24 protein-coding genes and 1 pseudogene are annotated in these 26401 nt (G+C 73.7%); 11 read left to right on the top strand and 14 right to left on the bottom strand.

Features of this window, described 5'->3' with window-relative positions; translation table 11 throughout:
• Positions 1 to 274 precede the first annotated feature (274 nt).
• Together IG62_RS0119395 and IG62_RS0119390 are read right to left on the bottom strand one after the other, a co-directional pair.
• A complete protein-coding gene (locus tag IG62_RS0119395; RefSeq protein WP_030804292.1) occupies positions 275 to 1288 on the bottom strand; it encodes a 2-hydroxyacid dehydrogenase in 1014 nt (337 codons plus the stop codon).
• Positions 1289 to 1391: 103 nt separating this feature from the next.
• A complete protein-coding gene (locus IG62_RS0119390) occupies positions 1392 to 2561 on the bottom strand; it encodes a lactate 2-monooxygenase (RefSeq protein ID WP_030804289.1) in 1170 nt (389 codons plus the stop codon).
• Between the two features lie 175 nt (positions 2562 to 2736).
• On the opposite strand from IG62_RS0119390, the gene IG62_RS48795 reads away from it, so the two are divergent.
• Both IG62_RS48795 and IG62_RS0119380 read left to right on the top strand, forming a co-directional pair.
• Positions 2737 to 4056 (top strand): PucR family transcriptional regulator, encoded by a 1320-nt coding sequence (locus IG62_RS48795; protein WP_030804285.1) that lies wholly within the window; start codon positions 2737 to 2739, stop codon positions 4054 to 4056.
• A gap of 428 nt (positions 4057 to 4484) precedes the next feature.
• Complete coding sequence (locus tag IG62_RS0119380; protein ID WP_030804282.1) at positions 4485 to 5564, top strand: sugar ABC transporter substrate-binding protein; 1080 nt, start codon at positions 4485 to 4487, stop codon at positions 5562 to 5564.
• Positions 5565 to 5639: 75 nt separating this feature from the next.
• On the opposite strand, the gene IG62_RS0119375 is transcribed toward IG62_RS0119380, so the two are convergent.
• Together IG62_RS0119375 and IG62_RS0119370 are read right to left on the bottom strand one after the other, a co-directional pair.
• On the bottom strand, positions 5640 to 6374 hold the full coding sequence (locus IG62_RS0119375; RefSeq protein WP_051798263.1) for an HAD family hydrolase: 735 nt from the start codon (positions 6372 to 6374) through the stop codon (positions 5640 to 5642).
• Positions 6375 to 6490: 116 nt separating this feature from the next.
• Positions 6491 to 6970 (bottom strand): Lrp/AsnC family transcriptional regulator, encoded by a 480-nt coding sequence (locus IG62_RS0119370; RefSeq protein ID WP_030416418.1) that lies wholly within the window; start codon positions 6968 to 6970, stop codon positions 6491 to 6493.
• A gap of 326 nt (positions 6971 to 7296) precedes the next feature.
• Between IG62_RS0119370 and IG62_RS0119365 the strand changes: the two genes are divergently transcribed.
• Together IG62_RS0119365 and IG62_RS0119360 are read left to right on the top strand one after the other, a co-directional pair.
• Positions 7297 to 8802 carry an FUSC family protein gene (locus tag IG62_RS0119365; RefSeq protein ID WP_030804274.1) on the top strand — a complete coding sequence of 502 codons (1506 nt, stop codon included), beginning with the start codon at positions 7297 to 7299 and terminating at the stop codon, positions 8800 to 8802.
• Positions 8803 to 8996: 194 nt separating this feature from the next.
• Positions 8997 to 10082: a lactonase family protein gene (locus tag IG62_RS0119360; protein ID WP_051798248.1), complete on the top strand. Its 1086-nt coding sequence runs from the start codon at positions 8997 to 8999 to the stop codon at positions 10080 to 10082.
• Positions 10083 to 10098: 16 nt separating this feature from the next.
• Here the strand turns inward: IG62_RS0119360 and IG62_RS0119355 are convergent, their stop codons facing one another.
• The 7 genes from IG62_RS0119355 to IG62_RS0119325 all read right to left on the bottom strand — a co-directional run bounded on the left by IG62_RS0119355 (position 10099) and on the right by IG62_RS0119325 (position 17154).
• Positions 10099 to 10440: a nuclear transport factor 2 family protein gene (locus IG62_RS0119355; protein WP_030416421.1), complete on the bottom strand. Its 342-nt coding sequence runs from the start codon at positions 10438 to 10440 to the stop codon at positions 10099 to 10101.
• Positions 10441 to 10776: 336 nt separating this feature from the next.
• On the bottom strand, positions 10777 to 11733 hold the full coding sequence (locus tag IG62_RS0119350; RefSeq protein ID WP_420711077.1) for a sirohydrochlorin chelatase: 957 nt from the start codon (positions 11731 to 11733) through the stop codon (positions 10777 to 10779).
• A 93-nt stretch (positions 11734 to 11826) separates the two neighbouring features.
• Positions 11827 to 12831, bottom strand: coding sequence for an N-acetylglucosamine kinase (locus tag IG62_RS0119345; RefSeq protein ID WP_030804266.1), 1005 nt, complete (start codon positions 12829 to 12831; stop codon positions 11827 to 11829).
• On the bottom strand, positions 12824 to 13918 hold the full coding sequence (locus IG62_RS0119340; protein WP_030804263.1) for a phospholipid scramblase-related protein: 1095 nt from the start codon (positions 13916 to 13918) through the stop codon (positions 12824 to 12826). The genes IG62_RS0119345 and IG62_RS0119340 overlap by 8 nt, the downstream gene beginning before the upstream one ends.
• A 23-nt stretch (positions 13919 to 13941) precedes the next feature.
• Positions 13942 to 14619, bottom strand: a complete 678-nt coding sequence (locus tag IG62_RS0119335) for a uracil-DNA glycosylase (RefSeq protein WP_030804261.1) — start codon at positions 14617 to 14619, stop codon at positions 13942 to 13944.
• Between the two features lie 166 nt (positions 14620 to 14785).
• On the bottom strand, positions 14786 to 15871 hold the full coding sequence (locus tag IG62_RS0119330; protein ID WP_030804258.1) for a WD40/YVTN/BNR-like repeat-containing protein: 1086 nt from the start codon (positions 15869 to 15871) through the stop codon (positions 14786 to 14788).
• A gap of 179 nt (positions 15872 to 16050) precedes the next feature.
• Positions 16051 to 17154, bottom strand: a complete 1104-nt coding sequence (locus tag IG62_RS0119325; protein WP_030804255.1) for an NADH:flavin oxidoreductase/NADH oxidase — start codon at positions 17152 to 17154, stop codon at positions 16051 to 16053.
• A gap of 184 nt (positions 17155 to 17338) precedes the next feature.
• On the opposite strand from IG62_RS0119325, the gene IG62_RS0119320 reads away from it, so the two are divergent.
• A complete protein-coding gene (locus tag IG62_RS0119320) occupies positions 17339 to 17710 on the top strand; it encodes an ArsR/SmtB family transcription factor (RefSeq protein WP_030804252.1) in 372 nt (123 codons plus the stop codon).
• A gap of 64 nt (positions 17711 to 17774) precedes the next feature.
• On the opposite strand, the gene IG62_RS0119315 is transcribed toward IG62_RS0119320, so the two are convergent.
• Positions 17775 to 19133 carry an FAD-dependent oxidoreductase gene (locus IG62_RS0119315; RefSeq protein WP_030804249.1) on the bottom strand — a complete coding sequence of 453 codons (1359 nt, stop codon included), beginning with the start codon at positions 19131 to 19133 and terminating at the stop codon, positions 17775 to 17777.
• Positions 19134 to 19269: 136 nt separating this feature from the next.
• Here IG62_RS0119315 and IG62_RS50165 point away from each other — a divergent pair, with 136 nt between their 5' ends.
• Positions 19270 to 20385, top strand: a complete 1116-nt coding sequence (locus IG62_RS50165; RefSeq protein ID WP_037838617.1) for a DUF6214 family protein — start codon at positions 19270 to 19272, stop codon at positions 20383 to 20385.
• Positions 20386 to 20446: 61 nt separating this feature from the next.
• Here the strand turns inward: IG62_RS50165 and IG62_RS0119300 are convergent, their stop codons facing one another.
• Positions 20447 to 21106 (bottom strand): TetR/AcrR family transcriptional regulator, encoded by a 660-nt coding sequence (locus IG62_RS0119300; RefSeq protein WP_030804245.1) that lies wholly within the window; start codon positions 21104 to 21106, stop codon positions 20447 to 20449.
• Between the two features lie 284 nt (positions 21107 to 21390).
• Here IG62_RS0119300 and IG62_RS49885 point away from each other — a divergent pair.
• Together IG62_RS49885 and IG62_RS47285 are read left to right on the top strand one after the other, a co-directional pair.
• A pseudogene (locus IG62_RS49885) lies at positions 21391 to 21489 on the top strand (Gfo/Idh/MocA family oxidoreductase); the annotation flags it as partial.
• 85 nt (positions 21490 to 21574) lie between these two features.
• Positions 21575 to 21721: a hypothetical protein gene (locus tag IG62_RS47285; protein WP_158795060.1), complete on the top strand. Its 147-nt coding sequence runs from the start codon at positions 21575 to 21577 to the stop codon at positions 21719 to 21721.
• A 113-nt stretch (positions 21722 to 21834) separates the two neighbouring features.
• On the opposite strand, the gene IG62_RS0119290 is transcribed toward IG62_RS47285, so the two are convergent.
• On the bottom strand, positions 21835 to 22710 hold the full coding sequence (locus IG62_RS0119290) for an SDR family NAD(P)-dependent oxidoreductase (RefSeq protein ID WP_030804239.1): 876 nt from the start codon (positions 22708 to 22710) through the stop codon (positions 21835 to 21837).
• A 54-nt stretch (positions 22711 to 22764) separates the two neighbouring features.
• Between IG62_RS0119290 and IG62_RS0119285 the strand changes: the two genes are divergently transcribed.
• From IG62_RS0119285 to efeB, 3 genes are all read left to right on the top strand, one after another.
• The gene (locus IG62_RS0119285; RefSeq protein WP_030804235.1) at positions 22765 to 23616 is read left to right on the top strand and encodes a helix-turn-helix transcriptional regulator; all 852 of its coding nucleotides are present in this window, start codon (positions 22765 to 22767) and stop codon (positions 23614 to 23616) included.
• Positions 23617 to 23819: 203 nt separating this feature from the next.
• Positions 23820 to 25010 (top strand): EfeM/EfeO family lipoprotein, encoded by a 1191-nt coding sequence (locus IG62_RS0119280; protein ID WP_030804232.1) that lies wholly within the window; start codon positions 23820 to 23822, stop codon positions 25008 to 25010.
• 5 nt (positions 25011 to 25015) lie between these two features.
• The gene (efeB, locus tag IG62_RS0119275; protein ID WP_030804229.1) at positions 25016 to 26275 is read left to right on the top strand and encodes an iron uptake transporter deferrochelatase/peroxidase subunit; all 1260 of its coding nucleotides are present in this window, start codon (positions 25016 to 25018) and stop codon (positions 26273 to 26275) included.
• Positions 26276 to 26401 lie beyond the last annotated feature (126 nt).

Below are 26401 nucleotides of genomic sequence, written 5' to 3'. Positions count from 1 at the left end.
GGTGTTTGGGACGTAAAGCGACAGCAGTCCCAAACACCGGCCCCGCAGGCCCGTCACCGCACCCAACACCCACCCAGCCCGCCGCAGGCGCAACGGCGAACAACAACCGCGGCGGGACGGCCAAGTACGTGCGGGGCGCCGCAAAGCGCAACCGCGAGCAACCCCGACGGCGGGAGAGACGGGTACGTGGGAGGCGCCGCAAAGCGCACAACGGCAAGCCCCGCGGCGGGACAGCCAGGTACGTGGGAGGGAAGCCAAGTCCAGCGGAACGGATTTAGCCGACCACGTCCCGCAAGGTGTTGCCCTCCAAATGGGTGAGGACGTTTTGGACGGCCGCCAGGGCGATGCGGACCAGGGTTTCGCGGGTGACGCCCGCTACGTGGGGGGAGAGGACGACGTTCGGGGCCTTGAGGAGGCGGAGGGCCGCGGTGGGCGGTTCGGGGTCGAAGACGTCGATGCCGGCGCCGGCGAGGGTCCCGGCGGCCAGCGCGTCCGCGAGCGCGTCCTGGTCGATCAGGGCACCGCGTGCGGTGTTGATGACGAAGGCGGTCGGCTTGAGCAGGGCCAGCCGCTCGGCGTCCAGGAGGTGCCGGGTCGCCTCGGTGAGCGGGGCGTGCAGGCTCACGTAGTCCGACGTGCGGAGCAGCTCGTCCAGGTCCACATGGCGGGCCCCGCCGAGCCGGGCCGCGGTTTCCGGGTCGACCGGCCGCGGCCCGGCGTAGACGATGCTCATGTCGAACGCGACGGCGCGCCGCGCCACCTCCGCGCCGATGTGGCCCAGGCCGATGATGCCGAGGGTCTTCCCGGACAGCTCGGTGATCGACTGCTGCAGACGCGGCAGTGCCCAGTCCGCCTCGGTCAGCGCCTTATGGGCGGGGACCAGCTGCTTGGCGAGCGCGAGCATCAGGGCGAAGGTCTGCTCGGCCACGTTCTGCTTCTCGGCGCCGCTGGAACCGATGTTGCAGACCGCGACGCGCCTCTCGCGCGCGGCGTCCAGATCGACGTAGTCGAAGCCGTGGCTGGCGCACTGGACCAGCTCCAACTCCGGTGCGGCGGCGAGGTGTTCGGCGGTCACGGGGCCGAGGCCGGTGATGATGACGTGCGCCGCGGCCAGCGCCGCCGGGTCCTCGTCGGTGCTCTCGACGACGGTGACCCGGGCCTGACCGGGAAAGACGCCGGCCAGCGCGGCGCCGGCGGCGCGCCCGCCGACGTGCGGGGAGATGACGGCGAGGACGTTCTTCATGGCGGGCCTCTCGGTGTCGGGCGCGGTGTGCGCCGCGGTGGTCATTCGGTGGTCATTCGGCGGTCATGCGGGAGGCGTGGCGGTGACGTCGGTGGGGGACGCCGAACGCGACGGATGCGTGGACGTGGCGGTTACGCGGACGCGGCGGCTACGCGGACGCCGTGGTGAGGTCGTCGGCGGTCAGCGTGCCGGGGCGGGCGTGCCCGGACAGCGCGAGGGTGAGGTCGAACTCGGCGAGCAGACAGCGGATCACGTGCTCGACGCCGGCCTGGCCGTCGAGGCCGAGACCGTAGGCGTACGGGCGCCCGACCAGCACCGATTCCGCGCCGAGCGCCAGCGCCTTGACGATGTCGTCGCCGGTGCGGATACCGCTGTCGAAGAGCACGGTGAGCCGGTCGCCGGCCGCCTCGACGACGCGGGGCAACGCGTCCGCGGCGGCGACCGAGCCCGCCACCTGGCGGCCGCCGTGGTTCGAGACGACCACGCCGTCCACGCCGGCCTCGGCCGCCCGCAGCGCGTCGTCCGGGTGCAGGATGCCCTTGAGCACGATCGGGCCGTCCCAGTTCTCCCGCAGGAACGCCAGGTCGGGCCAGGTCTTGGCGGGGTCGGCGAACATCCCGACGAAGTGCATCACGGCCGCGTTCGGGTCCTCGTGGACCGGCTTGGCGAGCCCGGCCCGGAACGCGGGGTCGGAGAAGTAGTTGGCGGTGCCCACCCCGTGCAGGAACGGCAGGTACGCCTGGTCGAGGTCGCGCGGCCGCCAGGCGAGGAGCGGGGTGTCGAGGGTGACGAACAGCGCGGTGAACCCCGCCGCTTTCGCCCGTTGCAGGAAGCTCCTGGTGACCTCGCGGTCCTTCGCCCAGTACAGCTGGAACCACCGTTCCCCGTCGCCCATCGCCTCGGCGACCTGCTCCATCGGGGTGCTGGAGGCGGACGAGAGGATGTACGGGACGCCGTGCGCCGCGGCGGCACGGGCGGCGGCGGGCTCGGCGTCCGGATGCAGGATCGACAGCACCCCGACCGGGGCGAGCGCCATCGGCGCCGGCAGCCGGCGGCCCAACAGCTCGACGGACAGGTCGCGTTCGTGCACGTCGCGGAGCATCCGCGGGACGATCCGCCGGCGGTCGAGGGCGGCCCGGTTGGCGGCCGCGGTGCTGCCGCTGCCCGCACTGCCCGCCACGTAGCCGACCGGGCCGGGGCCCAGGCGGTTTTCGGCGAGCTCCTCCAGCCGGGTCAGATCGGTCGGCAGCCGGGGTACCGCGCCCGTCATGCCGTGGAGATAGATCTCGTACTGGAAGTCCGCCCAGTGCTTCGCCATCCGGCCGTCCCGCCTCTCGTGCGCTTCTCGCGTCTCCCTGGGGCCCACGGATCGGAGGCGACCGCGCCTGGGACGCGACCGCGGGTCCGTCGGGCCGTCCCCGCGATCCTGGCGACAGTGACAAGATCCGTCCACGGTGGTGCGCACATTCTTCCGCTGCGACTATCACCCTGTGATGAACGACCGCGAGCGGATCCGGCAGGAGCTGACCGCCACGCCCCGGGTCGTCGACGCCATCGTGGACGCGGTGCACGCGCAGGTCCCGGCGTACGCGGCGCTCGACGACCGCCGGCTGCCGGAGGTGCGGGCGATCGCCGGCTGGGCGCTGGAGCGGCTGCTGCACCTGTGGGCAACGGACGGCGTGCTGGCGGCGGCCGATCTGCGCAGGTTCCGCGGCATCGCGGCGGCCCGGGCCGCCGACGGCCGCCCCGTACAGGCCGTCCTGCGGGCCTACCGGGTCGCGGCGACCGTCATCGCGGACGAGATCGCCCTCTGCACGCCCCGGCCCACCGCCGAGGACGCCTTCGCCCTCACCCGGATGCTGCTGACCGCGCTGGACACCCTGGCCGAAGAGATGGCGGGGACCTACGCGGCCGCGAACGAGGACCTCACGGGGGACCGCGACCGGGCGCTGCGGCTGCTCCTCGACGACCTGATCGCCGGGCGGCACGCCTCCATCGGCGCCCTGACCGGCCGCGCCAACCGTCTGGGCGTCCACCTCCCGGATCCCTACTGTCTGCTGGTGGCCGAACCGGCTGGACCGGCGGGGCCGACTGAATTGATCGAACCGGTTGAACCGGCCGAATCAGTCGCACCGGTTGAATCAGTTGAACCGGCTGAACCGATTGAACCCGGCCGGCCCGGCCGGCCGTCCCGGGCCACGCCGCTGTCACCGGCCGGCGCGGACACCGGGCCGGCCATCCCGGAGAAGCTGGCGGACGAGCTGCTCGCGGCCCTGACCGGTCACGGGGGCCCGGGGCCGTCCGGCGTCACCGCGCTGGCGACGGTACGGGGGTCCCGCCTCGTCCTGCTGCTCCCGGCCGGCGTCGAAGGGGCCGTGCCCGCGGCGCTGCGTGCGCGGGCGCTGCGCGGCTGCGCGATCTCCGGGGAGAGCCTGGAGCGGATCGCCGTGGCCCACCGCCTCGCGGACGATGCCCTGGACACCGCCCCCGCGCACGCCCACCACCCCTCACGCCTCCTCACCGACGGGGACGCCCAGGTCCTCGCGCTGCTCGCCGGCCGCCCCGCCACCACGCCCGACCAGATCGCCCGGTTGGTGCTCGGTCCGCTTCTGCATCCCGGGCGGCGGCACCTCCTGGACGCGCTCACCGCCTACCTCGACACCGGCTCCGCGAATGCCGCCGCCCGCAGGCTGGGCCTCCACCCGCAGTCGTTGCGCTACCGCCTGCGCCGCATCGGGGACCTCACCGGACGCGACCCCCGCGACCCGTGGCAGCGGCTCACCCTGGACATCGCACGCACCATCGGCCACTGACCGCCAATCGGATGGGCCTCGACTTTCGGTGTGAAGGCGACCACCCAGAAATAGGGGAAGCAAGGAGCGAAAGCCGCCAGGAAAGCGTGTCTCTCACTAAACGGACCTTTTGCGCCGATAGCTCGCCATGTGTGGTCCGCGGGAAAAAGGGGATGAGTCGCCGTCTCGATGTACATAACAGCGAAGGTGATACTCACTCAGGGTGATCGGGCAACTCCGGCCCGGCGCAGGTCGGTTGAAGTTCTGGCGGTCCGATAGGGGTGGAGAGTTCACTCCGCGTGTCCGGACTCCTTCTTCCTTCGGAGCCTCAATGCGCACTCCGCTTTCGCATCGTTATTGCTTCGATTCTTGACGATCGGGCAGGTGGTGGCGTTCACTTCAGCCGTTCTGGGCCGGGTCAGGCGGCCCCAGTGGGAGGTACCGAAAAAATGAATGCAATAATGCGGCGTGCGCTCACCGGCGCAATGGCGCTTTCCCTTGCGGCGCCATTGGCGGCCTGCGGCCAAGATCACCAGGATGCGGGTGCCGGCAAGGACTCCATCGGTCTGCTCCTCCCGGAGAACAAGGCGGACCGTTATGAGAAGTTCGACCGCCGCATCATTACGTCGCGGGTGGCCTCCCTCTGCCTCGAATGCAAAGTGGATTACAGCAACGCCGAGCAGCAAGTAAGCACCCAGAAAAGGCAGTTCGACGCCCTGGTGAAGAAGGGTGTCAAGGTCATCATCCTGGACCCGGTCGACTCCCAGGCGGCCAAGAGCTGGGTGGACGCGGCCGCCAAGAAGGGCGTCAAGGTCATCGCCTACGACCGGCTCGCCGAGGGTGACGTCGCGGCGTACGTCTCCTACGACAACGAGAAGATCGGCCGGCTCCAGGGGCAGGGCATTCTCGACGCTCTCGGATCGCAGGCGGCCAACTCCGACATCGTCATGATGAACGGCTCGCCGACCGACCCGAATGCGCCGGCCTACAAGAAGGGCGCGCATGACGTCCTCGACGGCAAGATCCACAAGATCGTTTATGAGAAGGACATCCTCGACTGGTCCGCGGCGACCGCCAAGAAGAAGATGTCCGACGTCATCAAGGCGCGCGGTGCGCAGGGATTCGACGCGGTCTACTCCGCCAACGACGGTATGGCCGGCGGTATCGCCGAGGCGCTCAAGTCGGCGGGCCTCAAGAACATTCCGCTCGGTGGCCAGGACGCCGAACTCCCCGCCCTCCAGAGGGTGGTCGCCGGAACCCAGTCCTTCACCATTTACAAGGAAGTCCGGCCGGAAGCCGAAACGGCCGCAGAAATCGCCTTCCGGCTGCTGCGCGGCAAGAAGATCAGCTCGCTGACCTCCACCGTCGTGACCAGTAGCAGCAAGGCGGGCATCCCGGCCCGGCTGTTCAAGGCGCAGCTCGTCGACCGGAAGAACCTGAAGGACACCGTCGTCCGTGACGGCGTGGTCCGTGTCGATCTGCTCTGCGCCGACGTCGCCTCGGCCTGCAAGTCGCTCGGCCTGGAGTGACCCCGCCGCAGACCGGGTGACCGGGACGGCCATGCTCCGCGCCCTCGGCCCGGAGCGTGGCCGTCCGGCGGACCGTCAGGACGGCCGCGCGGCCTCTCCCACCGGCTGCCCCGCCGCCCGCCCCAGCCACTCGTAGGCGGCCCGGGCGCTGAAGTCCCGCTGGCCGCCCCGGAACAGCAGCCCCGCGCCCGCGAAGCCCGGGTCCTCGGCCGTGCCGCGCACGTACGGGACCGCGATGCACCGCATCCCGGCCCGGGCGGCCGCGAGCGCACCGGGCGCCGCGTCCTCCAGCACCACACACTCGGCGGGCGCGACCCCCAGCCGGCGCGCCGCCTCCAGGAACACATCGGGTTCCGGCTTGCCGCGCGCCACCTCCTCCGCCGACACGACCGTCGCCAGCAGCCCGTCGAGCCCCGTCCCCGCCAGCACCGCCTCGATAGCGGCCCGCGAGGAACCGGACGCCACCGCCATCGGATGCCCGGCCGCCGACAGCCGCCGGACCAAGCGGCGCATCTCCGGAAAGACCTCGGTGTGCGCCCGCGCCAGCTCCAGATAGAGCCGGTTCTTGACCGCGAGCAGTTCGTCCACGGGCGCGTCGATCCCGCACTCCGCGCTGAGGATCTCCAGCGTCTCCCGCGTTCCGATGCCGATGAAGCGGGCGTGCTGCTCCCAGCTGAAGTCCGGCACGCCGTGGCCGGCCAGCAGCCGGCGCCCCGCCTCGTAGTAGTTCGGCTCGCTGTCCACCAGCGTGCCGTCGAGATCGAAGATCACCGGGGTGGGCGTGCCCGGGGAGGCGGGGGAGGCGCTCATGCCGTCCAGCATGCCAAGACGCCCCGCCCCGACCGCCGACCGCCGGACCGCCGCCGGACCGGTTCACCGCGCCGCCGGACCAGTTCACCGCTGGACCGGCTCACCGACGTCCCGGCTCACCGCCGCCTCGCGGCCCCGCCCACGTCCTCGACCAGCGGCAGCATCCGGTGCGGCACCCGCTCGCGCAGCGCCATCTCCGTCCGCGTACGGACCACCCCCGGCAGGCTGATCAGCCGCTGGATCACGTCCTCCAGATGCGCCGCGTCCCGGGCCACCACCCGGGTCAGCAGATCGCCGCCGCCGGTCGTCGAGAACGCCTCGATGATCTGCGGCACCTCCGCGAGGGCGTCGGCCACCTCCTCCAGGTGTCCCTGGGTGACCTCGATGTGCACGAAGGCGAGCAGCGGATGGCCGAGTGCGGCGGGCGACAGCCGCGGCCCGTAGGCCGTGATCACCCCGTCCCGCTCCAGCCGGTCCAGCCGCGCCTGCACGGTGCCCCGGGCCACGCCGAGCAGCCGGGCGTACTCCCGCACGCTGGTGCGCGGCTGCTCCAGCAGCAGCCGGAGGATCTTGGCGTCCAGGGCGTCCACGGGCACGGTCCAGGGCCTCCTCACGGTCGGCGGACTCTGCCGGTGAATGTACCAATGGCCCAGCATCCGGGCCGCCGGGTGAACCGGCAGCCGGGCCACCGCCCCGCCCCGGCAGGGCACCGGCCAGCGCGGACACCACGCGTGCCGACCCGCGCGGCCCGGCCATTGGACCTCTCCCGAACCGGAATGACCGCCACCGCCTGGGCCAATGGCACAGCGTTTTCGGCCTCTGTTGAGCCATTCGCCGGAGAGGTGCTCTGATGGTGGGGTCGATGGCGCTGCGGATCCCGCGGCGCCTTTGTCATGCCGGACCGTCGAAGGGTGGGGAAGCAGTGCTGAAGAGGGTGTTCGTGGCTCCGGACCCGGGGTGGCTGCGGCTGCGCAGCGCCGTCCGGGCCGTCCTCGGCGTGGGCCTGGCGGTCGCCGTCTGCGGCCTGGCCGGGCACTCCCTGGTCGCCGCCGTCACCGGCGGGCTCGCCGCACTGCTGGCCCTCTTCACCGTCACCGACACCACGGTCCGCGGCCAGGCCGTCACCACCCTCCTGCTGCCCGCCGTCGGCTTCCCCGTGCTCGCGGTCGCCGCGGGGCTGCACGACCTCCCGCCGGCCCGGGACGCGGCGTTCCTCGCGATCATGGGCCTGGGCGTCTACGCCCGCCGCTGGGGGCCGCGCGGCCACGCCCTCGGGGTGTTCGCCTTCATGATGTTCTTCGCGACGCAGTTCCTGCACACGGTGCCCGGCCAGCTCGTCGAGCTCTACGGCGCCGTCGCCCTGTCGATCGCGGCCTCCTCGGCCGTCCGGTTCGGGCTCTGGTGCTACGAGCGGAAGCTGCCGCCGGCCGCCGCGCCCGCCCCGCCGTCCGGAACGGGACTGGCCCGTACGACCACCCGCCAGGCGATCCAGGCGACGCTCGGCGGCGGCTTCGCCCTCCTGGCGGGCCAGGTGCTCTCCGACCAGCGCTGGTACTGGGCCGTCGGCGCCACGTGGTGGATCTTCGTGAACACCGCCTCCCGGGGGGAGACCCTGGTCCGCGGCTTCCGCCGGGTCCTCGGCACCGTCCTCGGTATTGCCGCCGGGACGGTCGTGGCCATCCCGCTGCACGGCGCCGCGGTCCCCTCCGTGGCCCTGATCGCCCTGTGCGTCTTCGGGATCTTCTACACCGCTCCGGTCTCGTACACCTGGATGATGTTCGCGGTGACGGTGATGGCCGGCCTGCTCTACGGGCTCCTCGGGGTCCTGAACCCGGACCTGCTGGCCCTCCGCCTCACCGAGACCGGCGTCGGCGCGCTCGGCGCGGCACTGGCCGTCCTGCTCGTCCTGCCGGTGACCACGCACGCCACCACGGACGCCTGGATCGAGCGCGCCCTGCGCTGTGTGCACGCCTGCGCCACCGAGGCCGCCGCCCGGCTCGCCGGTTCCCGGACCGCCGACCCCACCCCGCGGATCGCCGAACTGGAACTGCTGCTCGGCCGGGTCCGGCTCTCCCTCGCCCCGCTCGTACACCCGCTGAGCCCGCTGCGCGGCCGCAAGGAGAAGGCGCGCCGGGTGCTGGCGCTGCTCGACGACTGCGCGCGGGAGGTCCGCGGGCTCGCCTCGATCGCCGCGGACCCGGAGGCCTCGCACGACGACCGGCTGGCCGCCGCGTGCTGGCGGGTGGAGGCCGCCGTGGAGGCCCTCACCACACCGGGCCGGGCCCGGGCCGCCACCGAGAGCGGGACGGTCACCGAGTTCGCGGCACCCGAGCCCGCACTCGCCCACCTCCACGGCCTGGAACGCGCCCTGTCCGACCTGGCTGCTCCGTTGCGCAGCACCCGGCCCTCCCCGCTCGCGGGCGCCTGACCGTCCCGTACCGGCGGCGCCCGCACCGGCTGTGCGTACCGGTGGCGTCCGTGCCGCCTGCGCGTCCCAGCGGCCTCCGTACCGGTGGCGTCCGTACTGGCGTGTCCGCCGTGCCCCGCGGTAAGGGATACGTACGCCGGGTGCGGGAAGCGTCCCGGTGCGGAACGGGCCGGTGGGCGAAGGGCGGAGCGGTGATGGACGGGGCGGCGAACGAAGTGGGCGCCAAGGCACAGGGGGCGGTGCCGGGGCGGCGGGCGTACATCGGGTCGTTCACCGCGAACGGCGGGCGGGGGATCACCACCGCGGCGGTCGACCCGGAGACGGGGGCGCTCACCGTGCTGCACTCCACCGACGCCGTCCCGAACCCCTCCTATCTGGTGCCGGATCCCGGCGGCCGGTGTCTGTACGCGGTCAGCGAGACCGCCGACGGGGCCGCGGCCGCCTTCCTCCTCACACCCGGCGGGCCCGAACTGCTCGGCCCCGCCGTCCCCGTCGGCGGAGCCGATCCGACCCATCTCACCCTGGTGGCGGGCCGTCTGGTCACCGCCAACTACAGCTCCGGCAGCGTCAGTACGCTCCCGGTCGGAGAGGACGGTTCGCTCGGCGCGACCGCCGGAGTGCTCGCCCATCAGGGCAGCGGACCGCAGACCGACCGCCAGGAGGGGCCGCACGCGCATGCCGTCGCCGCCGCGCCGGACGGGCGGTGGCTGCTCAGCGTCGATCTGGGCACCGACTCCGTGCGGATCTGCGCGTTCGCCGACCCGGCCGGCGGGGCACCGGCCGTGCACGACGAGGTGCCGCTCCGGCCCGGCAGCGGCCCGCGCCACCTCGCCTTCCACCCCCACGGCCACCACGTCTACGTCATCCACGAACTCGACCCCGCGGTGACGGTCTGCCGGTGGGACGGGGCGCGCGGGGCCCTGACGCCGCTGGGGGAGTGCCGGCTGCTGCCGGACGGGGTGGCAGCGGCCGGAACGTACCCCTCCGGACTGGTCGTCTCTCCGGACGGACGGTTCGCCTGGGCCGCCAACCGGGGCCACGACAGCCTCTCCGTGCTCGCCCTCGACCCGTCGGGCGGCGCGGCGACCCTGGTCACCACCGTGCCCTGCGGCGGCCACTGGCCGCGCGCCCTGGCCCTGCACCCCGACGGCCGGCACCTTTACGTGGCCAACGAGCGCTCCGGCGACGTCACCTGGTTCACCGTCGACCCGGAGAGCGGGGTTCCGGTGCGGGGCGGCGCGATCGAGGCGCCGGCGGCCTCCTGCGTCGTGTTCGTCTGACGGGTGGCCCGGGCGCTCACTCCCGGGGGAAGCGGCCGCCGAAGTAGACCTGCGCCTCCGCGATCCGGCAGTTCCGCACCGTCTGCACCTCGACGTTGCGGTGGCGCTCACCGGTCGTCAGCTCGTACTCGTAGCGGACGTAGACCTGTTCGTCGTCGATCTCGACCGTGTCCAGGATCTCCTGGTGGCGCAGTCGGTCCGCCGTCGGGAAGCACACCTCCAGGAAGGTGGCCCGGTCGATGTGGTCGTCCTGGGGGCTGGTGAAGACGAAGTCGTCGGCGAGCAGCCGGTCGATGGCGTCGCGGTCCTGAGCGAGGTAGGCGGCGAAACCGGCTCGGACGATGTCGATGTTCGACATGGGCTTCCTTCGCGTACGGGTGAGCGCCCGGAGAGGGGCCGTGTGCGGTCCTCTCGCGAGCGTACGGCTCCCCGGGGCATCCTGCCGCCCCCGCCGTGCTCCCGAGCCGTCTGGCGATCATCTGTGCCGCACACGAAAGGATCCGGAACGCTGCCGTCCGCCCAGGAAGCGTGCCGTCCGCCCAGGAAGCGTGCCGTCCGCCCGGGAAGGGTGCCGTCCGCCCGGGAAGGGTGCCGTCCGCCCGGAAAGGGCGAAGGGCCGTCCTCGCACGGAGCGTGCCGGGACGGCCCTTCGCCGGTACGGATACCGGTAATTGCGTTTCGGACGTGCGGTCCCCTAGCGGACCGGGACCCCCGGGGTCTGCGTCGGGAGGGTGATGCCCACCGAGGCGGCGTAGTTGGAGAGCACCAGCCGGCCCACCGCGCCGTACGCGCCCAGGGACTCGGCCGCCGCGCAGCCCGCCTCCGCCGCGGCCGCCCCCACAAGGCCGTCGGCGATCTCCGGGCCGATCAGGTACGGAGCCAGCGCCAGCTGCTGCGAACCGGACTCGCGCAGCTGCTCGGCCGTACGGGAGATGGCGCCCTCCTCGTCCAGCGCGGCGGCCAGCACCGGCACCGCGAGCCGGGCGGACAGCAGCATGCCGGTGATCCCGGCGGCCTGCACGGCCTCCTCGCCGCCGACGGTGGCGAGGATGATGCCGTCCGCGGCCGTCGCGACCGTGAACAGCCGGGCCCGGTCGGCGCGCGCCAGACCGGCCTCGGAGAGCCGGACGTGCAGCGCCTCGGCGAGCAGCGGGTGCGGGCCGAGGACGTCGGTCAGCTCGGCGCCCGAGCCGCTGTTCATCATCGCCTGGCGTATCCGGCGCAGCAGCGCGCTGTCCGGGCCGGCCAGCAGCGGGACGACCACCGCGACCGGACCGGGGTCTTCCTGGCCGTCGGCGCTCTCCCGGGCCCTGCGCTCGGCGGCGGCCTGCGCCAGCACCGCTTCGAGCGACGGGAACTCGTCGTCGCCGCCGTCGACGTAGCCGATCCGGGCGTCCAGACCGGGCAGTTCGGAGCGGGCGATGCTGGAGACCTCCTCCGCCAGGCTGCGCGCGGCGGGGGAGGGGGTGCCGGGTACGGCCAGCACCAGGGCGGGCGCGCCCTCGGGTGCGGCGAGCGGCTCCGGCCTGCGGTGGCGGCCGGACTGCCGCGCGCGCGGCATGCGTACGGGCAGGCCGGGTGCGCCTCCCGGGCTCGGGGGTGCGGCGTCGAAATTGGGCGAGCCAGGTGCGGGCCCAGTGGGGGAACTCATGGCGCCGCATGCTAACGCCTCGGACCCCCCGTCCGCGGAGGGAGGGTTCGGTGCCGAGGTATCCGTCCCGATTTATCCCGCGCGTCGGTCGCGTTACCCCGGCGCAGGCCGTGTGATCTGCAACAACTTCCCATCGGCGGGGAGTTTCAGCCGGTCGCCGGCGAGCGCCGCGGCGAGCGTCAGCGCCCCGTCGAGCGGGGTCCCGGCGGCGGGCGTCAGCGGGGTGTGGGGCAGCCGTTCGGCGAGCGCGGTGCGCAGCGGGGCCAGCAGCGGTTCGCCGAGGCCGAACAGCCCACCGGTGCAGGCCACCGCTCGGCCGGCGCCCGGCGGGCAGACGGCGGCCGCGGCATCGGCGATATGGCCGGCGGCGGCGCCCAGGATGCCCCGCGCCACCGCGTCGTCCGCCGCGGCGCACCGGCCGACCTCGGGCGCGAACGAGGCCAGGACGGCGGGCCGGTCGGGGCGCGGGTAGAGCACCCCGGGCAGCCCGGCGACCGGGCCGAACACCGCCTCCGCACGCGCCAGGAGGGCGGCCGAACCCCCGGGCCGGCCGTCGTACGCGCGCAGTGCGGCCTCCAGCCCGGCCCGCCCGATCCAGGCGCCGCTCCCGCAGTCGCCCAGCAGATGGCCCCAGCCGTCCGCGCGGCGCCAGCCCGCCTCCTCGGTCAGGTCGGTACCGAGCGCGATCATGCCGGTGCCCGCGGCGACCACCGCGCCGGGCCGCTGCCCGAGGGCCCCGGCGTACGCGGTCACGGCGTCGGCCGCGAGAACGAGCCCGCGCACCCCGTACGCGGTGGCCAGCGCACCGGGCAGCCGGGTACGCAGCTCGTCGCCCAGGGAGGCCATACCGGCGGCGCCGACGCACCCGGCCGTGAATTCCCGCGCCCTCACCTCCTGCGCCAACTCCCCGGCCAGCGGGAGGAGTTGGGACAGCAGATGGTCCGCGTCGATCCCCGCGGGGCCGGTGCGCACCGGCTCGCGGGAGGTCCGGACGGCCAGTGGCCGCGCCGCGGCGTCGTCGGCGCGGGCCACCGCGACCCGCAGCCCCGACCCGCCCGAGTCGACGCCGAGCACATGGCCGCCGGAGGCGTCAGCCAAGGCCCCGGGCGTCCTGCTTGAGGGCGGTGTCGACGGTGAGGGCCGTGGCGACGACGAGGCTCAGCAGCGGATCGGGCAGCTGCTGGTGGATCTGCAGGACGTAGTTGTCGGCGGTCGTGAACATCGTCTTGGCGAGGCCCTCCCAGGTCTTGGTGATCCGGGCGATCTCGGTGTCGGTGTGGTCCACGATGGCGAAGTTCCAGGCCCGCCAGTTCTCGGCCTTGATGGCGCCGATTTGCTGGCCGTTCACCATCATCCCGAAGTTGATCTTCCCGATGGCGTTCTGCTGCACGATCTCGCCGACCGGCGAGCCGTCCGGACGCTCCACGATGACCCGGGACTTGATCAGTTTCGCGGGCCGGGTCAGCACCAACTGCGGCTGGCCGTAGGCGTCCCGGATCTCCAGCTTGTGGGTCATGTACTGGTCGAGGCTGGAGACCACCCGCAGCACCTTCTTGGCCGTGCTCTGGCCGACCTGGACGACCGCGCCCAGGGTGTTGCCGTGCTGGTCGAAGACGCCGTACTCGTTGGTGACCTCGATGAGCTTGGCCTTCTGGTTGACCACCAGCACCGGCTCGGTGAACAGCGTCCCGCCGCCCTGGCCCGCCGGTGCCACCCCCGCCTGCTGCTGCACCTGGTGCGCCACGCCGGCCCCGGCGTACGGGCCGGGCTGCTGTCCGGGCATCGACTGCTGGCCGTACGGCTGCTGCATCGGCTGCCCGGGCATCGGCTGACCCTGGCCCTGCGGGCCGTGGCCGGGCTGGCCGTACGGGGCGCCGCCCTGCGGCTGGCCGGGGTACGGCGACTGGCCCGGCACGGACTGCTGCGGCGCCTGCTGCGGGGCCATCTGCTGCTGCGCCATCTGCTGCTGGGCGGCCGGCTGGGGCTGCTGCCCGGCACCCTGCTGGGCCGGGGCGTACTGCTGCTGCGGCTGCTGGGGGCCGGGCTGCGCGGTCCGGTCCGGGGCGGCCGGCTGTTGTCCCGGGTGGGTGTGCGCCGTCCACTGGGACCCGTCCCACCAGCGGAGTTGGTGGGGGGTGCCCTGCGGGTCGGCGTACCAACCCGCAGGGATGTTCGCATTCGTCATGCCAGGCACACTATCGCCCGGGGTCAGGGCAGCCTCCAGTCGACGGGCGCCGCGCCCTGCTGGACCAACAGGTCGTTCGCCCGGCTGAACGGCCGGGAGCCGAAGAAGCCCCGGTCCGCGGACATCGGGGACGGGTGCGCGGACTCGACGGCCGGCAGGTCGCCCAGCAGCGGCCGCAGATTCCGCGCGTCGCGCCCCCACAGGACCGACACCAGCGGACGGCCGCGGGCCACCAGTGCGCGGATGGCCTGCTCGGTGACCTCTTCCCAGCCCTTGCCGCGGTGCGCGGCGGGCTTGCGCGGCGCGGTCGTCAGCGCTCTGTTCAGCAGCAGGACGCCCTGGCGCGTCCAGGGGGTCAGATCGCCGTTCGACGGCCGGGGCAGGCCGAGGTCGGAGTGCAGCTCGCGGAAGATGTTCTCCAGGCTCCCGGGCAGCGGACGGACGTCCGGCGCCACCGAGAAGCTGAGCCCGACCGCATGCCCCGGGGTGGGGTAGGGGTCCTGTCCGACGATGAGCACCCGTACCTCGTCGAACGGCTGCTGGAAGGCGCGCAGCACGTTGTTGCCGGCCGGCAGGTAGGTACGCCCCTGGGCGATCTCCGCCCGCAGGAAGTCGCCCATCGCGGCGATCCGGTCGGCGACGGGCTCCAGCGCTTTGGCCCAGCCTGGTTCGACGATGTCTTCAAGAGGTCGTGCAGCCACGGGGTCACCCTACTGGCCGAAGCGCCTTCCCCTTCAATTCCCCGTCCCTCGACGGACCGGGCCCGGCCGGCCGGCGGCGCGCACGAGCAGCGCCCCAACCACCGTACGGCGCCGGGTCGTTCCGCCTTCTTGTCCGCGCCCCCGCGCCACCTGCTTTCCCTCCTGCTCAGGCCACCGCCGCCGCCCGGACGCACAGCACGTCCGGCAGATGGGAGGCGAGCTGCTGCCAGCTCTCGCCGTCGTCCGCGCTGGCGTACACCTCGCCGTTGCGATTGCCGAAATACACCCCCGCGGGGTCGGCGTCGTCGACGGAGAGGGCGTCGCGCAGCACCGTGCCGTAGTGGTCGTCCTCGGGCAGGCCGTGGCTCAGCGCCTCCCAGCTGTGGCCGGCGTCGGACGTGCGGTAGACCCGGCAGCGGTGCTCCGCGGGCACCCGGTCGATGTCGGCCGTGATGGGGAAGAGGTAGGCGACATCGCCGCGGTGCGGATGCGCGGCCACCGCGAAGCCGAAGTCGGAGGGCAGGCCGGCTCCGATGTCCGTCCACTGCGCGCCCGCGTCATCGCTGCGGTAGACGCCCCAGTGGTTCTGCAGATAGAGCCGGTCGCGGTCGACCGGGTCCTGGGCGATCTTGTGGACGCACTGGCCGAACTCCGGATGCTGGTCCGGCAGGAAGACCGCCTTGACGCCCTTGTTGGCCGGCGCCCAGCTGGCGCCGCCGTCCAGGGTGCGGAACACCCCGGCCGTGGACACCGCGACGGTCACCGCTTCGGCGTCCCGCGGGTCGGTGATCACCGTGTGGACCGCCAGCCCGCCGCCGCCCGGTACCCACTGCTCGCGGCTCGGGTGCTCCCACAGCGCCCGGACCAGCTCGAAGGTCTCGCCGCAGTCCTCGGAGCGGAACAGCCCGCCGGGCTCGGTGCCCGCATACACCACTTCCGGGGCGGCCGGGCCCGCCGGATGCAGCTGCCACACCCGCTCCAGCGAAGTACCGGTGTCACTCGGGTACTTGACCGCGGGGCGGGCGGGCTCCTGCCAGCTCTCGCCCAGATCGTCGGAGTGGAACACCGACGGGCCCCAGTGGGCGCTGTCGGCACCGGCCAGCAGCCGGGGTGTCGCACGGCGGGTGTCGATCCCGAGGGAGTACACCGCCTGCGAGGGAAAGTGCGGACCGCTCAACTCCCATGCGCCGCGCCGTCGCCGGCCGATGAAGAGCCCTTTGCGGGTGCCCACAGCGAGTAGTACGTCAGTCATGACCCGAACCTCCGGGACGCCGTTGTCTCAGATAGTGGCAAGTCTGCACCCGACCACTGACAACGGCGTCCCGTAGCGCATCCGCGCAGGTCGGACTGCGTGCGACGGCGTGCCGCCCGGCCGTCCCCGACGGTGTGCGACGGCCTGCCGGACACCGTCCCGCGAGGCGCCGGACCGGCTCAGACGGCGCGGTGGTACGGCTGCGGCGCCCGGACCTCGGCGCCCAGTTCCCGCGCCGCGTGCTGCGCGAAGCTGGGGGAGCGCAGCAGCTCCCGGCCGAGCAGCACGGCGTCCGCCTGGCCGTCGGCGATGATCTTCTCGGCCTGCCGCGCCTCGGTGATCAGTCCGACGGTGCCCACCGCCAGGCCGGTCTCCTTCTTGACGCGCTCGGCGAACGGCACCTGGTAGCCCGGACCGGCGGTGATCTTGGCGTCCGGGGCGTTGCCGCCGGTGGAGGTGTCCAGCAGGTCGACGCCGTGCTCCTGCAGGTCCCGGGCGAAGCGCACGGTGTCGTCGGCGGTCCAGCCCGTGCGGTCGTCGCTCGCGTCCTCGGTGAGCCAGTCGGTCGCCGAGATCCGGAAGAAGACCGGCAGCTCGTCCGGCCACTCGGCCCGCACGGCGTCCACGACCTCCAGCGCGAACCGCGTCCGGTTCTCGTACGAGCCGCCGTAGGCGTCGGTGCGCCGGTTGGTGAACGGCGAGAGGAACTGGTTGATCAGGTACCCGTGCGCCCCGTGGATCTCGGCCACCTCGAAGCCGGCCGCCAGGGCCCGGCGCGCGGTCGCCCCGAACTGCCCGACCAGTTCGTGGATCTGCGCCACGGACAGTTCCGCCGGCGTGGCGAACCCCTCGTCGAACGGCAGCGGGCTCGGCCCCACCGGCTCCCAGCCGTGCCGCTGGCCGGGCAGGATCGGGCCGCCGCGGTTGACCCAGGTGCGCTCGGTGGACGCCTTCCGCCCGGCATGGGCGATCTGGATGCCGGGGGTGGTGCCCTGGGCCTTGAGGAAGGCGGTGATGCGCCGGAAGGCCTCGGTCTGGGTGTCGTTCCACAGTCCGAGGTCGTACGGGCTGATCCGGCCGTCGGGGTGCACCGCGGTCGCTTCCGTGAGGATCAGCCCGGTGCCGCCGGTCGCCCGCGCGGCCAGGTGCTGGAAGTGCCAGTCGTGGGGCGCCCCTTGCCGGGGGCCGTCGGGAGCCGCGGAGTACTGGCACATGGGCGCCATCCAGAGGCGGTTCGGGATGGTCAGCGAGCGGAGGGTGATGGGCTCGAAGAGTGCGCTCACGGCGGGCTCCTGTACCTGGGTGTGCCGGAAGGACGGGAGCCGGACCGGTCCCGTGCTCGTACGATAACCGCCGTACTACGGCAGGTGTCAAACTACGATGCTTCTCGTACAATGAGCCTGCGGACCGGGGCGCCAGGTCCCCGGAACCCGTCAGGGCGGGCCCGCAGACCCCACAGGAGCCGTCATGCCGACCGATACGACTTCCCCGGGCGCCGTGCCGGGATCGCGCGCGCTCGCGCACCCGGCCCGCGAGGAGATCCGGCTCGCCGACGTCCTGCACGCCCTCGCCGACCCCATGCGCCTGCGGATCGTCTGCACGCTCGCCGCCGCCGAGGGCGAGCTGAACTGCGCGGACATCGAGCTCCCGGTCAGCAAGTCGACCTGTACGCACCACTTCCGGGTGCTGCGGGAACACGGCGTGATCCAGCAGTTCTACCGGGGCACGGCCAAGATGAACCGGCTGCGCACGGCCGACCTGGAAGAGCTCTTCCCCGGCCTGATCGACGACGTCCTGCGGGCGGCCGACCTCCAGTCCCGCCGGCTGGGAGAGCGCTGACCCCGCCCCGCGGTGGCGCGTCCCCGCCGCACCGCTCCGCGCCGCCCGGCCCCGTTCCGGCAGGTCATGTTGCTGTCCGGGCCGCCTCCAACAGGCCCGCCCAGTCCGGCAGTTTGACCGTGCCGCGCCCCAGCCCCTGGCCCCATGCCGCCTCGGCGGCCTCGATCGCGAGCCAGCCCGGCCACAGGACCGGCCGCTGCCCCGCCCGGGCCAGCGCGGCCACCGGGTCCCCGGCCGTCGCCCGCCCCGCCGATGCGGCCACGTCCGCCAGCAGCGACCGCGCGGTCTCCTTGGCGCACGGCCGGTTCGTGCCGATCACGCCCGTAGGGCCCCGCTTGATCCAGCCCGCCACATAGACGCCGGGCAGCGGCACCCCGTCCCGTAGCACCCGCCCCGCGCTGTGCGGCACCGTCCCGGTCGCCTCGTCGAACGGCAGCCCCGGCTGCGGCGTCCCCCGGTAGCCGACCGAGCGCAGCACCAACTGCCCCTCGATCTCCTCGAATCGGCCGGTCCCTGCGACCCCGCCCGACCCGTCGGGCGCGGTCCGTTCGAACCGGACGGCCCGCACTCCGCCGGCGTCCCCGAGGATCTCCACCGGCCGCAGGAAGAACCGCAGATGGATCCGGCGCCGCCGGCCCACCGGAGCGCCGCCGGCCGGCTGCTCCGCCCAGCCCCGCAGTACCTCGACGTTGCGCCGGGCCACCGCCGGCAGCCCGGCCGGGTCGCGGTACGCCGGATCCAGCGCCAGCTCCTCCGGCCGCACCAGCACCTCGGTACCCGGCAGCGACCCCAGCTCGCGCAGCTCCTTGGTCGTGAACTTGGCCTGGGAGGGCCCGCGTCGGCCCACCATCGACACGTCCTCGACCCGGCTGTCCGCGAGCGCGCCCAGCGGGCCGTGCGGCATGTCGGTGGCGGCCAGCTCGGCGGCCGCCCGCGAGAGCATCCGCGTCACGTCCACCGCCACGTTCCCCACCCCGATCACGACGGCCGACCGCGCCGTGAGGGCGAAGCGGGTCGCGGCCGCGTCCGGGTGCGCGCTGTACCAGGCGACGAAATCGGTCGCCGGGTGGCTGCCGGGCAGGTCCTCACCGGGGATGCCGAGATGACGGTCGGTGGCCGCGCCCACACAGAACACCACCGCGTCGAAGATCTCCCGCAGCTCCGCGACCCCCAGCCCCGGAGCCCCCGCCTCCACGTTCCCGACGAAGTGCACCCGGGGGTGCTCCAGCACCGTACGCAGGTTGTTCTGCAGCGATTTGATCTTCTCGTGGTCGGGGGCGACTCCGTAGCGCACCAGGCCGTACGGGCACGGCAGCCGGTCCAGGACGTAGATCTCGATGTCCGGCACGGTCTCCTGCTCGATGAGGGACTGGGCGGTGTAGACGCCGCTGGGTCCCGAACCGATCACTGCGACACGAAGCACGAGTGGCCCCTTCCGCGGGATAACCCCAGGATCGCACCGGCGGGCGCGCGACGGGAGATGCGCTATCGGGGTTGCTCCCGGTGGGATGAGCGTGCCGCGCTACTGGGCCGGGTGGGCTGGAGGCTAGGTTTTCAATGTGTCGGAAAGTGACTTTTATACCGTTAATCACCGATATGAAGCCCAGGGCGCGCCACGTGAGTGGCCCACGTGGGAGCTGCAGGCGCACGGCTCGGCCGCGCCCGCGCGCACGCCCGCCGCACCGGACGAGCCGGCCGGCCCGACCGCACCCCGGCCCGACCCGCTGGGCCCCTGGTGCAGCGCCCGGCTGACCTTCGCCGACGGCGCCCGCATCGACGTCCTCGTGACGGTCTCCGACGACCACATCACCGTCGAGGACGTACGGGCCGATCCGCCGCTCACCCTGGACGGCCTCGCCGACCTGGCCCGCTGGATCGAGGGCCCCCTGGACGACGCCTTGCGGGCGGCCACCGGACGCCCACGGAAGCACCGCCCGACTCCCCGCCAGCCCGGCCCGGCCGCCGGATCACCGGAGCGGATGGTGCGCCCGGCGGGCGCACCCACGACGGGCCCGGCACAGAGCGCACCGGCCGGCCCGCCCCAGGAGCCGTCGGCCGGCCCGGCACACGACCCGACGGCTGCCGTGGAGGCCCCCTCGCCGACCGGCCGGACCACCGGCACGCCGGACACCTCGCTGACCGATCCGGCGACGAAACGGCCGTCCGAGGGGCCGACGGCGCCTACGGGGTCGACGACGGGCCCGGCCCGGGTCACCGGTGCGACGGCCGGGGTCACCGAACCGCCGGAGCCGCTCGACGGGCAACCGGCCGGCGCGGCAGCGGACGCGGCCAGCGGGGCGGAGGCGGCGGGTACGGAAGGCGCTGACCGCGCTCGGACGGAGGCAGAGGCCGAGGCGGAAAAGCGGGCCGAGGCGGAGGGCCGCGCCGAGGCGGAGGGGCGCGCCGCAGAAGCGACGGGCGAGGTGACGACGCAGGGGGACGCGACGGACGGGGGTGCGAAGGAGGCGCGCACCCGCTCGGCGCCGCTCGCCCGGAAACGGGTCGCCGAGCGCCGCAAGCTCGCCGCGGATGCCTACCGGCAGGCCCAGCGCGAGGGGCGCGACCCGGTGCTGGCCGTCATGCTCGCCACCGGACGCAATCGCCGGCGCTCACTGCGACTGATCGCCGGCGCCCGCGACGAGGGCCTCTTGACGCCACGTCACAACAAGCGCTGACCCGGCCGCGGCGTCCCGACGACACCTACCACCGTCAAGCCACACCCACCCGAACTTCGCCTCAACTCCCCGCCAGCTGGGGTGAGTTGGCGCGCGGCCGGGTCACCGCGGCGGGCTCCTCGCCCGGCGGTACACCCAGTCCCCAGTCCAGCCCGTACCGCTGGAACAGCTCGGCCCGCAGCCGGGCCCGCGGCATCGGGGCCCCCGGCAGCAGCATCGGCACCACCGCGCCCATCAGCAGGGCCCGCAGCAGTGGATAGTCGGTGTCCGGGTCCGTGGAGCCGTACGCCACGACCGTCTCCCGCAGCAACTGCGCCAGCCGCTGCTGCTCGGGACACTGGATGAATCCCTCGGCCGTCAGGATCCCCGCCATGTGCGTACGCATCAGCAGCGCCCTGTCGTGCGCCAGTCCGAGGATCGCGTCGATGGCCCGGGCCAGCAGTTCCCGTCCCGCGCCCGGCCCGGTGGGCCGTGGTGCGCGCTCCAGTGCCGCCTGCAGGGTGAGGTGCATCAGCCGGTGCACGGCGGACTGCAGCAGCTGTCGCTTGCCGGGGAAGTAATACGAGATCAGCCCGCGCGCCGCACCGGCCCGCTGGGCGATGTCCCCGAGCGTCGTCGCCTCGTACCCGCGCTCCCCTACCAGATCAACCGTCGCTTGCAACAGCCGCTCGCGGGAGCGCCGCCGCAATTCTTCATTGACCGATGCGCTGCGGGGAGACATCCTGTAACTCCTGCGTTGACTGGCTGAGAGCCAATATACTCAGACAGCCACCGGAAGTCCGTCGGCTCGGGCGGAATCCGGAGAGCAGCCTGATTCGGGCGACGCGGGGGATCGCCCGAATCGGGTGGGGTCTGGCCGGGGTTGCCGTCACGACCTGCCTTCTGGCAGGTCACGCGGACTGACCCCGGCTCAGGCCGGAATATACGGGGCGCAGGCCGTCGAGGATGACGCGGAGATTGCGTTCCCGCTGCTGATCGCTCGCGCCGAGGCCCAGAGTTCGCCGGGTGGTCGCGGCGGCGCTGGCGGCCGGCAAGCACCTGTACTGCGAGTGGCCACTGGCCCGGACCTCCGCCGAGGCGGAGAGCCTGGTCAAGGCGGCCCGCGCGGGGGGCGCTGGGCTTGCAACTGCCCATTCCCGGGCGGTACTTGTGGGCCTCGGGGATCGATTCCGCCGCGGAGGGCTTCCAGGTGGCTCAGCTGTACGCCCGGCCGGCCCTCGACCTGCGGACCGGTTCACGCACCGTCCCGGACTTCGACGCGGGTCTGCGGCTGCACCGCCTTCTCGACGCGATCAGGCTCTCCGCGGAGACCGGAACCCGCCGCACGGTGGCCTGACCGCCTGACCGCCTGACCGCCTGACCGCCTGACCGCCTGACCGCCTGACCGCCTGACCGGCCGGCGCCGGGGCCCCGGGTTCCAGGCCCCGGCCCCAAGGGCACCGTGCCGGCTCAGGCCCGCATGCCGCCGTCGACCCGGAGGATCGTGCCCGTGACGTAGGAGGAGCGGTCGCTGAGGAGCCAGGCGGCGGCCTGGGCGATCTCCTCCGGGTCGGCGGCGCGGCCCAGCGGGGTCCGGGCGTTGAGCTGATCGATGATGCCGGGGGTCTTCTCGTCCCATTCGTGCAGCATCTCGGTGAAGGTGGTGCCGGGCGCGATGGCGTTGACGCGGATGCCCTCCGGGCCGTAGGTGGCGGCTGCCGAGGCGGTGAGGCTGTTGACCGCCCGCTTCGCCGCGCCGTAGGCGGGCAGCCAGGGGTTGGCCATCAGGGCGCCGACGCTGGAGGTGTTGACGATGGCCCCGCGCCGCGCGGTGGCACGGATCGCGGCGATCTCGGCGTTCATGGCCAGCCACGGGCCCTTGAGGTTGACGGCGCAGACGCGGTCGAAATCGGCCTCCGACAGCTGGTCCATCGGGCCGGGCGGCTGGTCCGTCGCGCCGTTGTTGAAGGCCACGTCGAGCCGGCCGTACAGCTCCACGGACCGGTTGACGGCGGCCCGGACGCTCGCCGGGTCGGCCAGGTCGCACACCACGTACTCCGCGGTGCCGCCGGCCGCCCGGATCTCCTCGGTGACCGCCTTGAGCTGGCTCTCCGTACGGGCCGCGAGAAGCACCCGGGCGCCCTCCCGGGCGAACAGCCGCGCCGCTGCCGCGCCGATGCCGCGACCGGCACCGGTGAGGAAGGCGACCTTGCCGGCGAGCAGGCCACAGGCCCCCGGGGTCCCGGAAGTTCCGGAGGACGCAGAGGTTCCGGAGGTCTTCGAGGGCGTGGTGGTGATCGGTGTGTGGGTCATGCCGACGAGCCTGGGCCCGGCCGCCCCGCTCATCCAGGCACCGGCAGTACCTGGCTGGGCGTCGCGGCGCCCCCGCACACTGGGCGGATGAATCGACGAGAGCTGGCCGGTTTCCTTCGCAGCAGACGCGAACGCATCACCCCCGCCGACGTGGGGCTGCCCGCCGGGCCGCGCCGCCGTACCCCGGGGCTGCGCCGCGAGGAGGTGGCGCAGCTGGCGTTCATCTCGACCGAGTACTACGCGCGCCTGGAGCAGGCGCGTGCCCCGCACCCGTCCCGCGAGGTGCTGGCCCAGCTCGCCCGCGCACTGCGACTGTCGGACGCCGAGCGCGACCACCTGCACCACCTCGCCGGTGCCCCGCCCGGGCCCCCGCCGGGGCACTCGCGGGAGGTGCGGCAGAGCATCGCCGACCTGCTGCACCGGCTGCCGGAGGCCGCGGCGCTGGTGATGTCGGCGACGTACGAGGTCATCGCCTGGAACGAGCTGGCCGCGGCCCTGATGGAGGACTTCTCCGCCCTCTCGCGCCGGGACCGCAATCTGATCCGGCGCACCTTCCTCGGCCCCTACCGGGACCACCGGCGGCTGTACGGCGTGTCGGATGCGGACGAGTTCGCCCGGACCTCGGCCCAGCACCTGCGCGCCGCCGCGGCCCGCTACCCCCACGACCCGGAGGTGACCGGCCTGGTCGAGGAACTCCTCGCCGGCAGCGAGGAGTTCGCCCGGCTCTGGGCCGCGCACGACGTCACCGACCGTCCCACCCTCTGCAAGACCTTCGCGCACCCCCTCGTCGGCCCGGTGACCGTCCGCTGCGACGTCCTGGACATCGCCGACCGGGACCAGCGCGTCGTCATCTACACCGCCGCCCCCGGCTCGCCGTCGGAAGAGGCGATGCGGCTGCTGTCGGTCGTCGGGACGCAGCGCATGGAGGTCTCCGGCTGACCGGCCGGCGACGGGCGCGGGCGTCCGCCCGGTGAACCGCCGGGAAACTCTCGGACTCTGTCCGGGGGAAGGGGTGTTCGGAGGCCGGACGCTGCCTAGCATGGAGGCCGGCGCCGTCCGGTGGGGAGGAGATCCGGCCGGGTGACGCCGAGCTCGCCGGGGCGGGGACCGGGACCAGGATCATGACGAAGGCCAGGAGCAGCATGAGTTCCACCGCTCGGACCAGGGCCGTCGGTGGTGTGCTCGTGGCCGGTGGGCTGCTGGCCGGGCTGTTGCTGACCGGTGGGGCGGACGGGGCGGAGGCGGGGCGGGCCGCGCCGGACGGATTGCCGCACACCGGCATCGAGGTGTCGCCCGGCGGCTGCGGCCGCGGATGGCAGCACCCGCGTCCCGGGCTCCAGGTCTTCGATCTGCACAACACCTCCGACACCGCCGCCGAGGTCTACCTCAAGAACCCCGCCGACGGCTCCGTCCACGGCGAGGTGGAGGGCATCGGCCCCGGCACCACCCGCCAGCTGCGGGTCCGGCTGGGCCGGGGCGCGTACGCCTTCATGTGCCTGCCGGACGACGCGCACGCGGTCACCGGACCGACGGTGCGGATCGCGGGCGGCGGCCCGCCCGGCCCGGCCGCGCCCCCGGTCACCGAGCACGATCTGATCCCCCCGGCGCTGGCCTACCAGAAGTGGGTCGCCAAGGGCCTGGACGGCCTCGTCGGCCGGACCGGGCGGCTGCGGGAGGCCCTGGCGGACGGCGACCGCGCGGCGGCCGAGGACGCCTGGCTGTCCGCGCACCTCGCCTACGAGCGGCTGGGCGCGGCCTACGGGGCGTTCGGCGACGCGGACGGGAAGATCAACGGCACCACCGCCGGCCTGCCGGACGGCGCCCGGGACCCGGCCTTCACCGGCTTCCACCGGATCGAGTACGGGCTGTGGCACGGCCGGTCCACCGCGTCCCTGCGCGGACCGGCCACCGCACTCGCCGACGCCGTCAAGGCGCTGCGGGACGACTGGGCCGAGGCCCGGATGGAACCGGCGGACCTCGGTCTGCGGGCCCACGAGATCCTGGAGAACACCCTCCAGTTCGAGCTGACCGGGCGGACCGACTACGGCAGCGGAAGCAACCTCGCCACCGCCCGCGCCAACCTCGACGGCACCCGTGCCGTGCTCGCCCGGCTGCGCCCCCTGCTCGTCACCCGGTACCGCGAACTCCCCGCGCTGGCGCGGAAGTTGGACCGCGCGCAGGAACTGCTCGACGGCTTCCGGCGGGACGGGCACTGGACGCCGCTGGACCGACTCGACCGCCGGCAGCGGGAGCGTACCGACGCGGTGCTGGGAGACCTGGTGGAACGGCTGGCGTCGGTGGCGACGCTGTGCGACGCGCGCAGAACGGTGTGAGCGGCATGAGTGGTGTGAACGGAGTCGGCAGACGGGGATTCCTGTGGGGCGCGGCCCTCGCCGGGGCCGGGCTGGCGGCCGGCGGTGCGGCGCCCGCGCAGGGTTCGCCGGGGGCCGACGTCACGGTGCCGGTGCCCGGCCCCGCGCTCGGGACCGCGGCCGCACCCCCGGTGCCGTTCCACGGGCCGCACCAGTCCTCCGTGCTCGCCGCGCCCCGCCGGGTCACGGCCTTCACCGCGTTCGACGTCACGGCCGGTGACCGCCGGGAGCTGGCCGAGCTGCTGCGCACCCTCACCGCCCGGGCCCGTGCCCTGACCGGCGGCGGCACACCGGCGGACCCCGGCATCACCGGCCCTCCCGCCGACTCGGGCCTCCTCGGACCGCGGCTCCCCGCCGGCGCGCTGACGGTGACGGTCGGCGTGGGCGCGTCCCTCTTCGACGACCGGTTCGGACTGCACGGCCGGGCACCGCGCCGCCTGAAGGCCATGCCGACCTTCCCCGACGACGACCTCCGCCCCGAGTGGTGCCACGGCGATCTGAGCCTCCAACTGTGCGCCGACGACACCGACACCGTGCTGCACGCCCTGCGGGACATCGCCCGGCACACCCGGGGCGGCATGCAGGTGCGCTGGCGGATGGACGGCTTCAGCAGCCCGCCCCGCCCCTCCGGCACGCCCCGCAACCTCATGGGCTTCAAGGACGGCACGGCCAATCCGGACGCCGGGTCCGGCCGGGAGATGGACCGGCTGGTCTGGGCCGGCCGCGACTCCGGCGAACCGGCCTGGGCGGTCGGCGGCAGCTACCAGGTGGTGCGGCTGATCCGCATGCTGGTGGAGTTCTGGGACCGGGTGTCGCTGACCGAACAGGAGCGGATGTTCGGCCGCAACCGCGAGACCGGGGCGCCCCTGGACGGCGACCACGAACACGACACCCCGCACTACCCCGGCGACCCCAAGGGCGACGTCATCCCGCTGGACAGCCACATCCGGCTGGCCAACCCGCGCACCGCGGCCACCGACGGCCAGCGGATCCTGCGCCGCTCGTACAACTACGACCAGGGTGTGGACCGCAACGGCAACCTGGACATGGGCCTGCTGTTCTGCTGCTACCAGCGCGACCTGGCCGCCCAGTTCGAGGCCGTGCAGCACCGGCTCGCCGGCGAACCGCTGACGGACTACCTGACCCCGTTCGGCGGCGGTTACTTCTACGCCGTGCCCGGCGTCCGCGACACCTCGGACTGGTACGGCCGGGCCCTGCTCACGTGACCGGCGGCGGCCGCGAAGGGTCAACACCCGGTCAAGCTTTGGCCCGGCTTACCTGACTGAGTGTTCACCCGCCCGTCATCATGGCTCTGCCGAGCCGCTGCCCGCCCGGCCGAGCATCCGGGCGTA

This window comes from Streptomyces sp. NRRL S-337, from assembly GCF_000720175.1.
Classification (GTDB): Bacteria; Actinomycetota; Actinomycetes; order Streptomycetales; family Streptomycetaceae; genus Streptomyces; species Streptomyces siderophoricus.
This window is presented reverse-complemented; position numbering and strand designations above follow the sequence as displayed.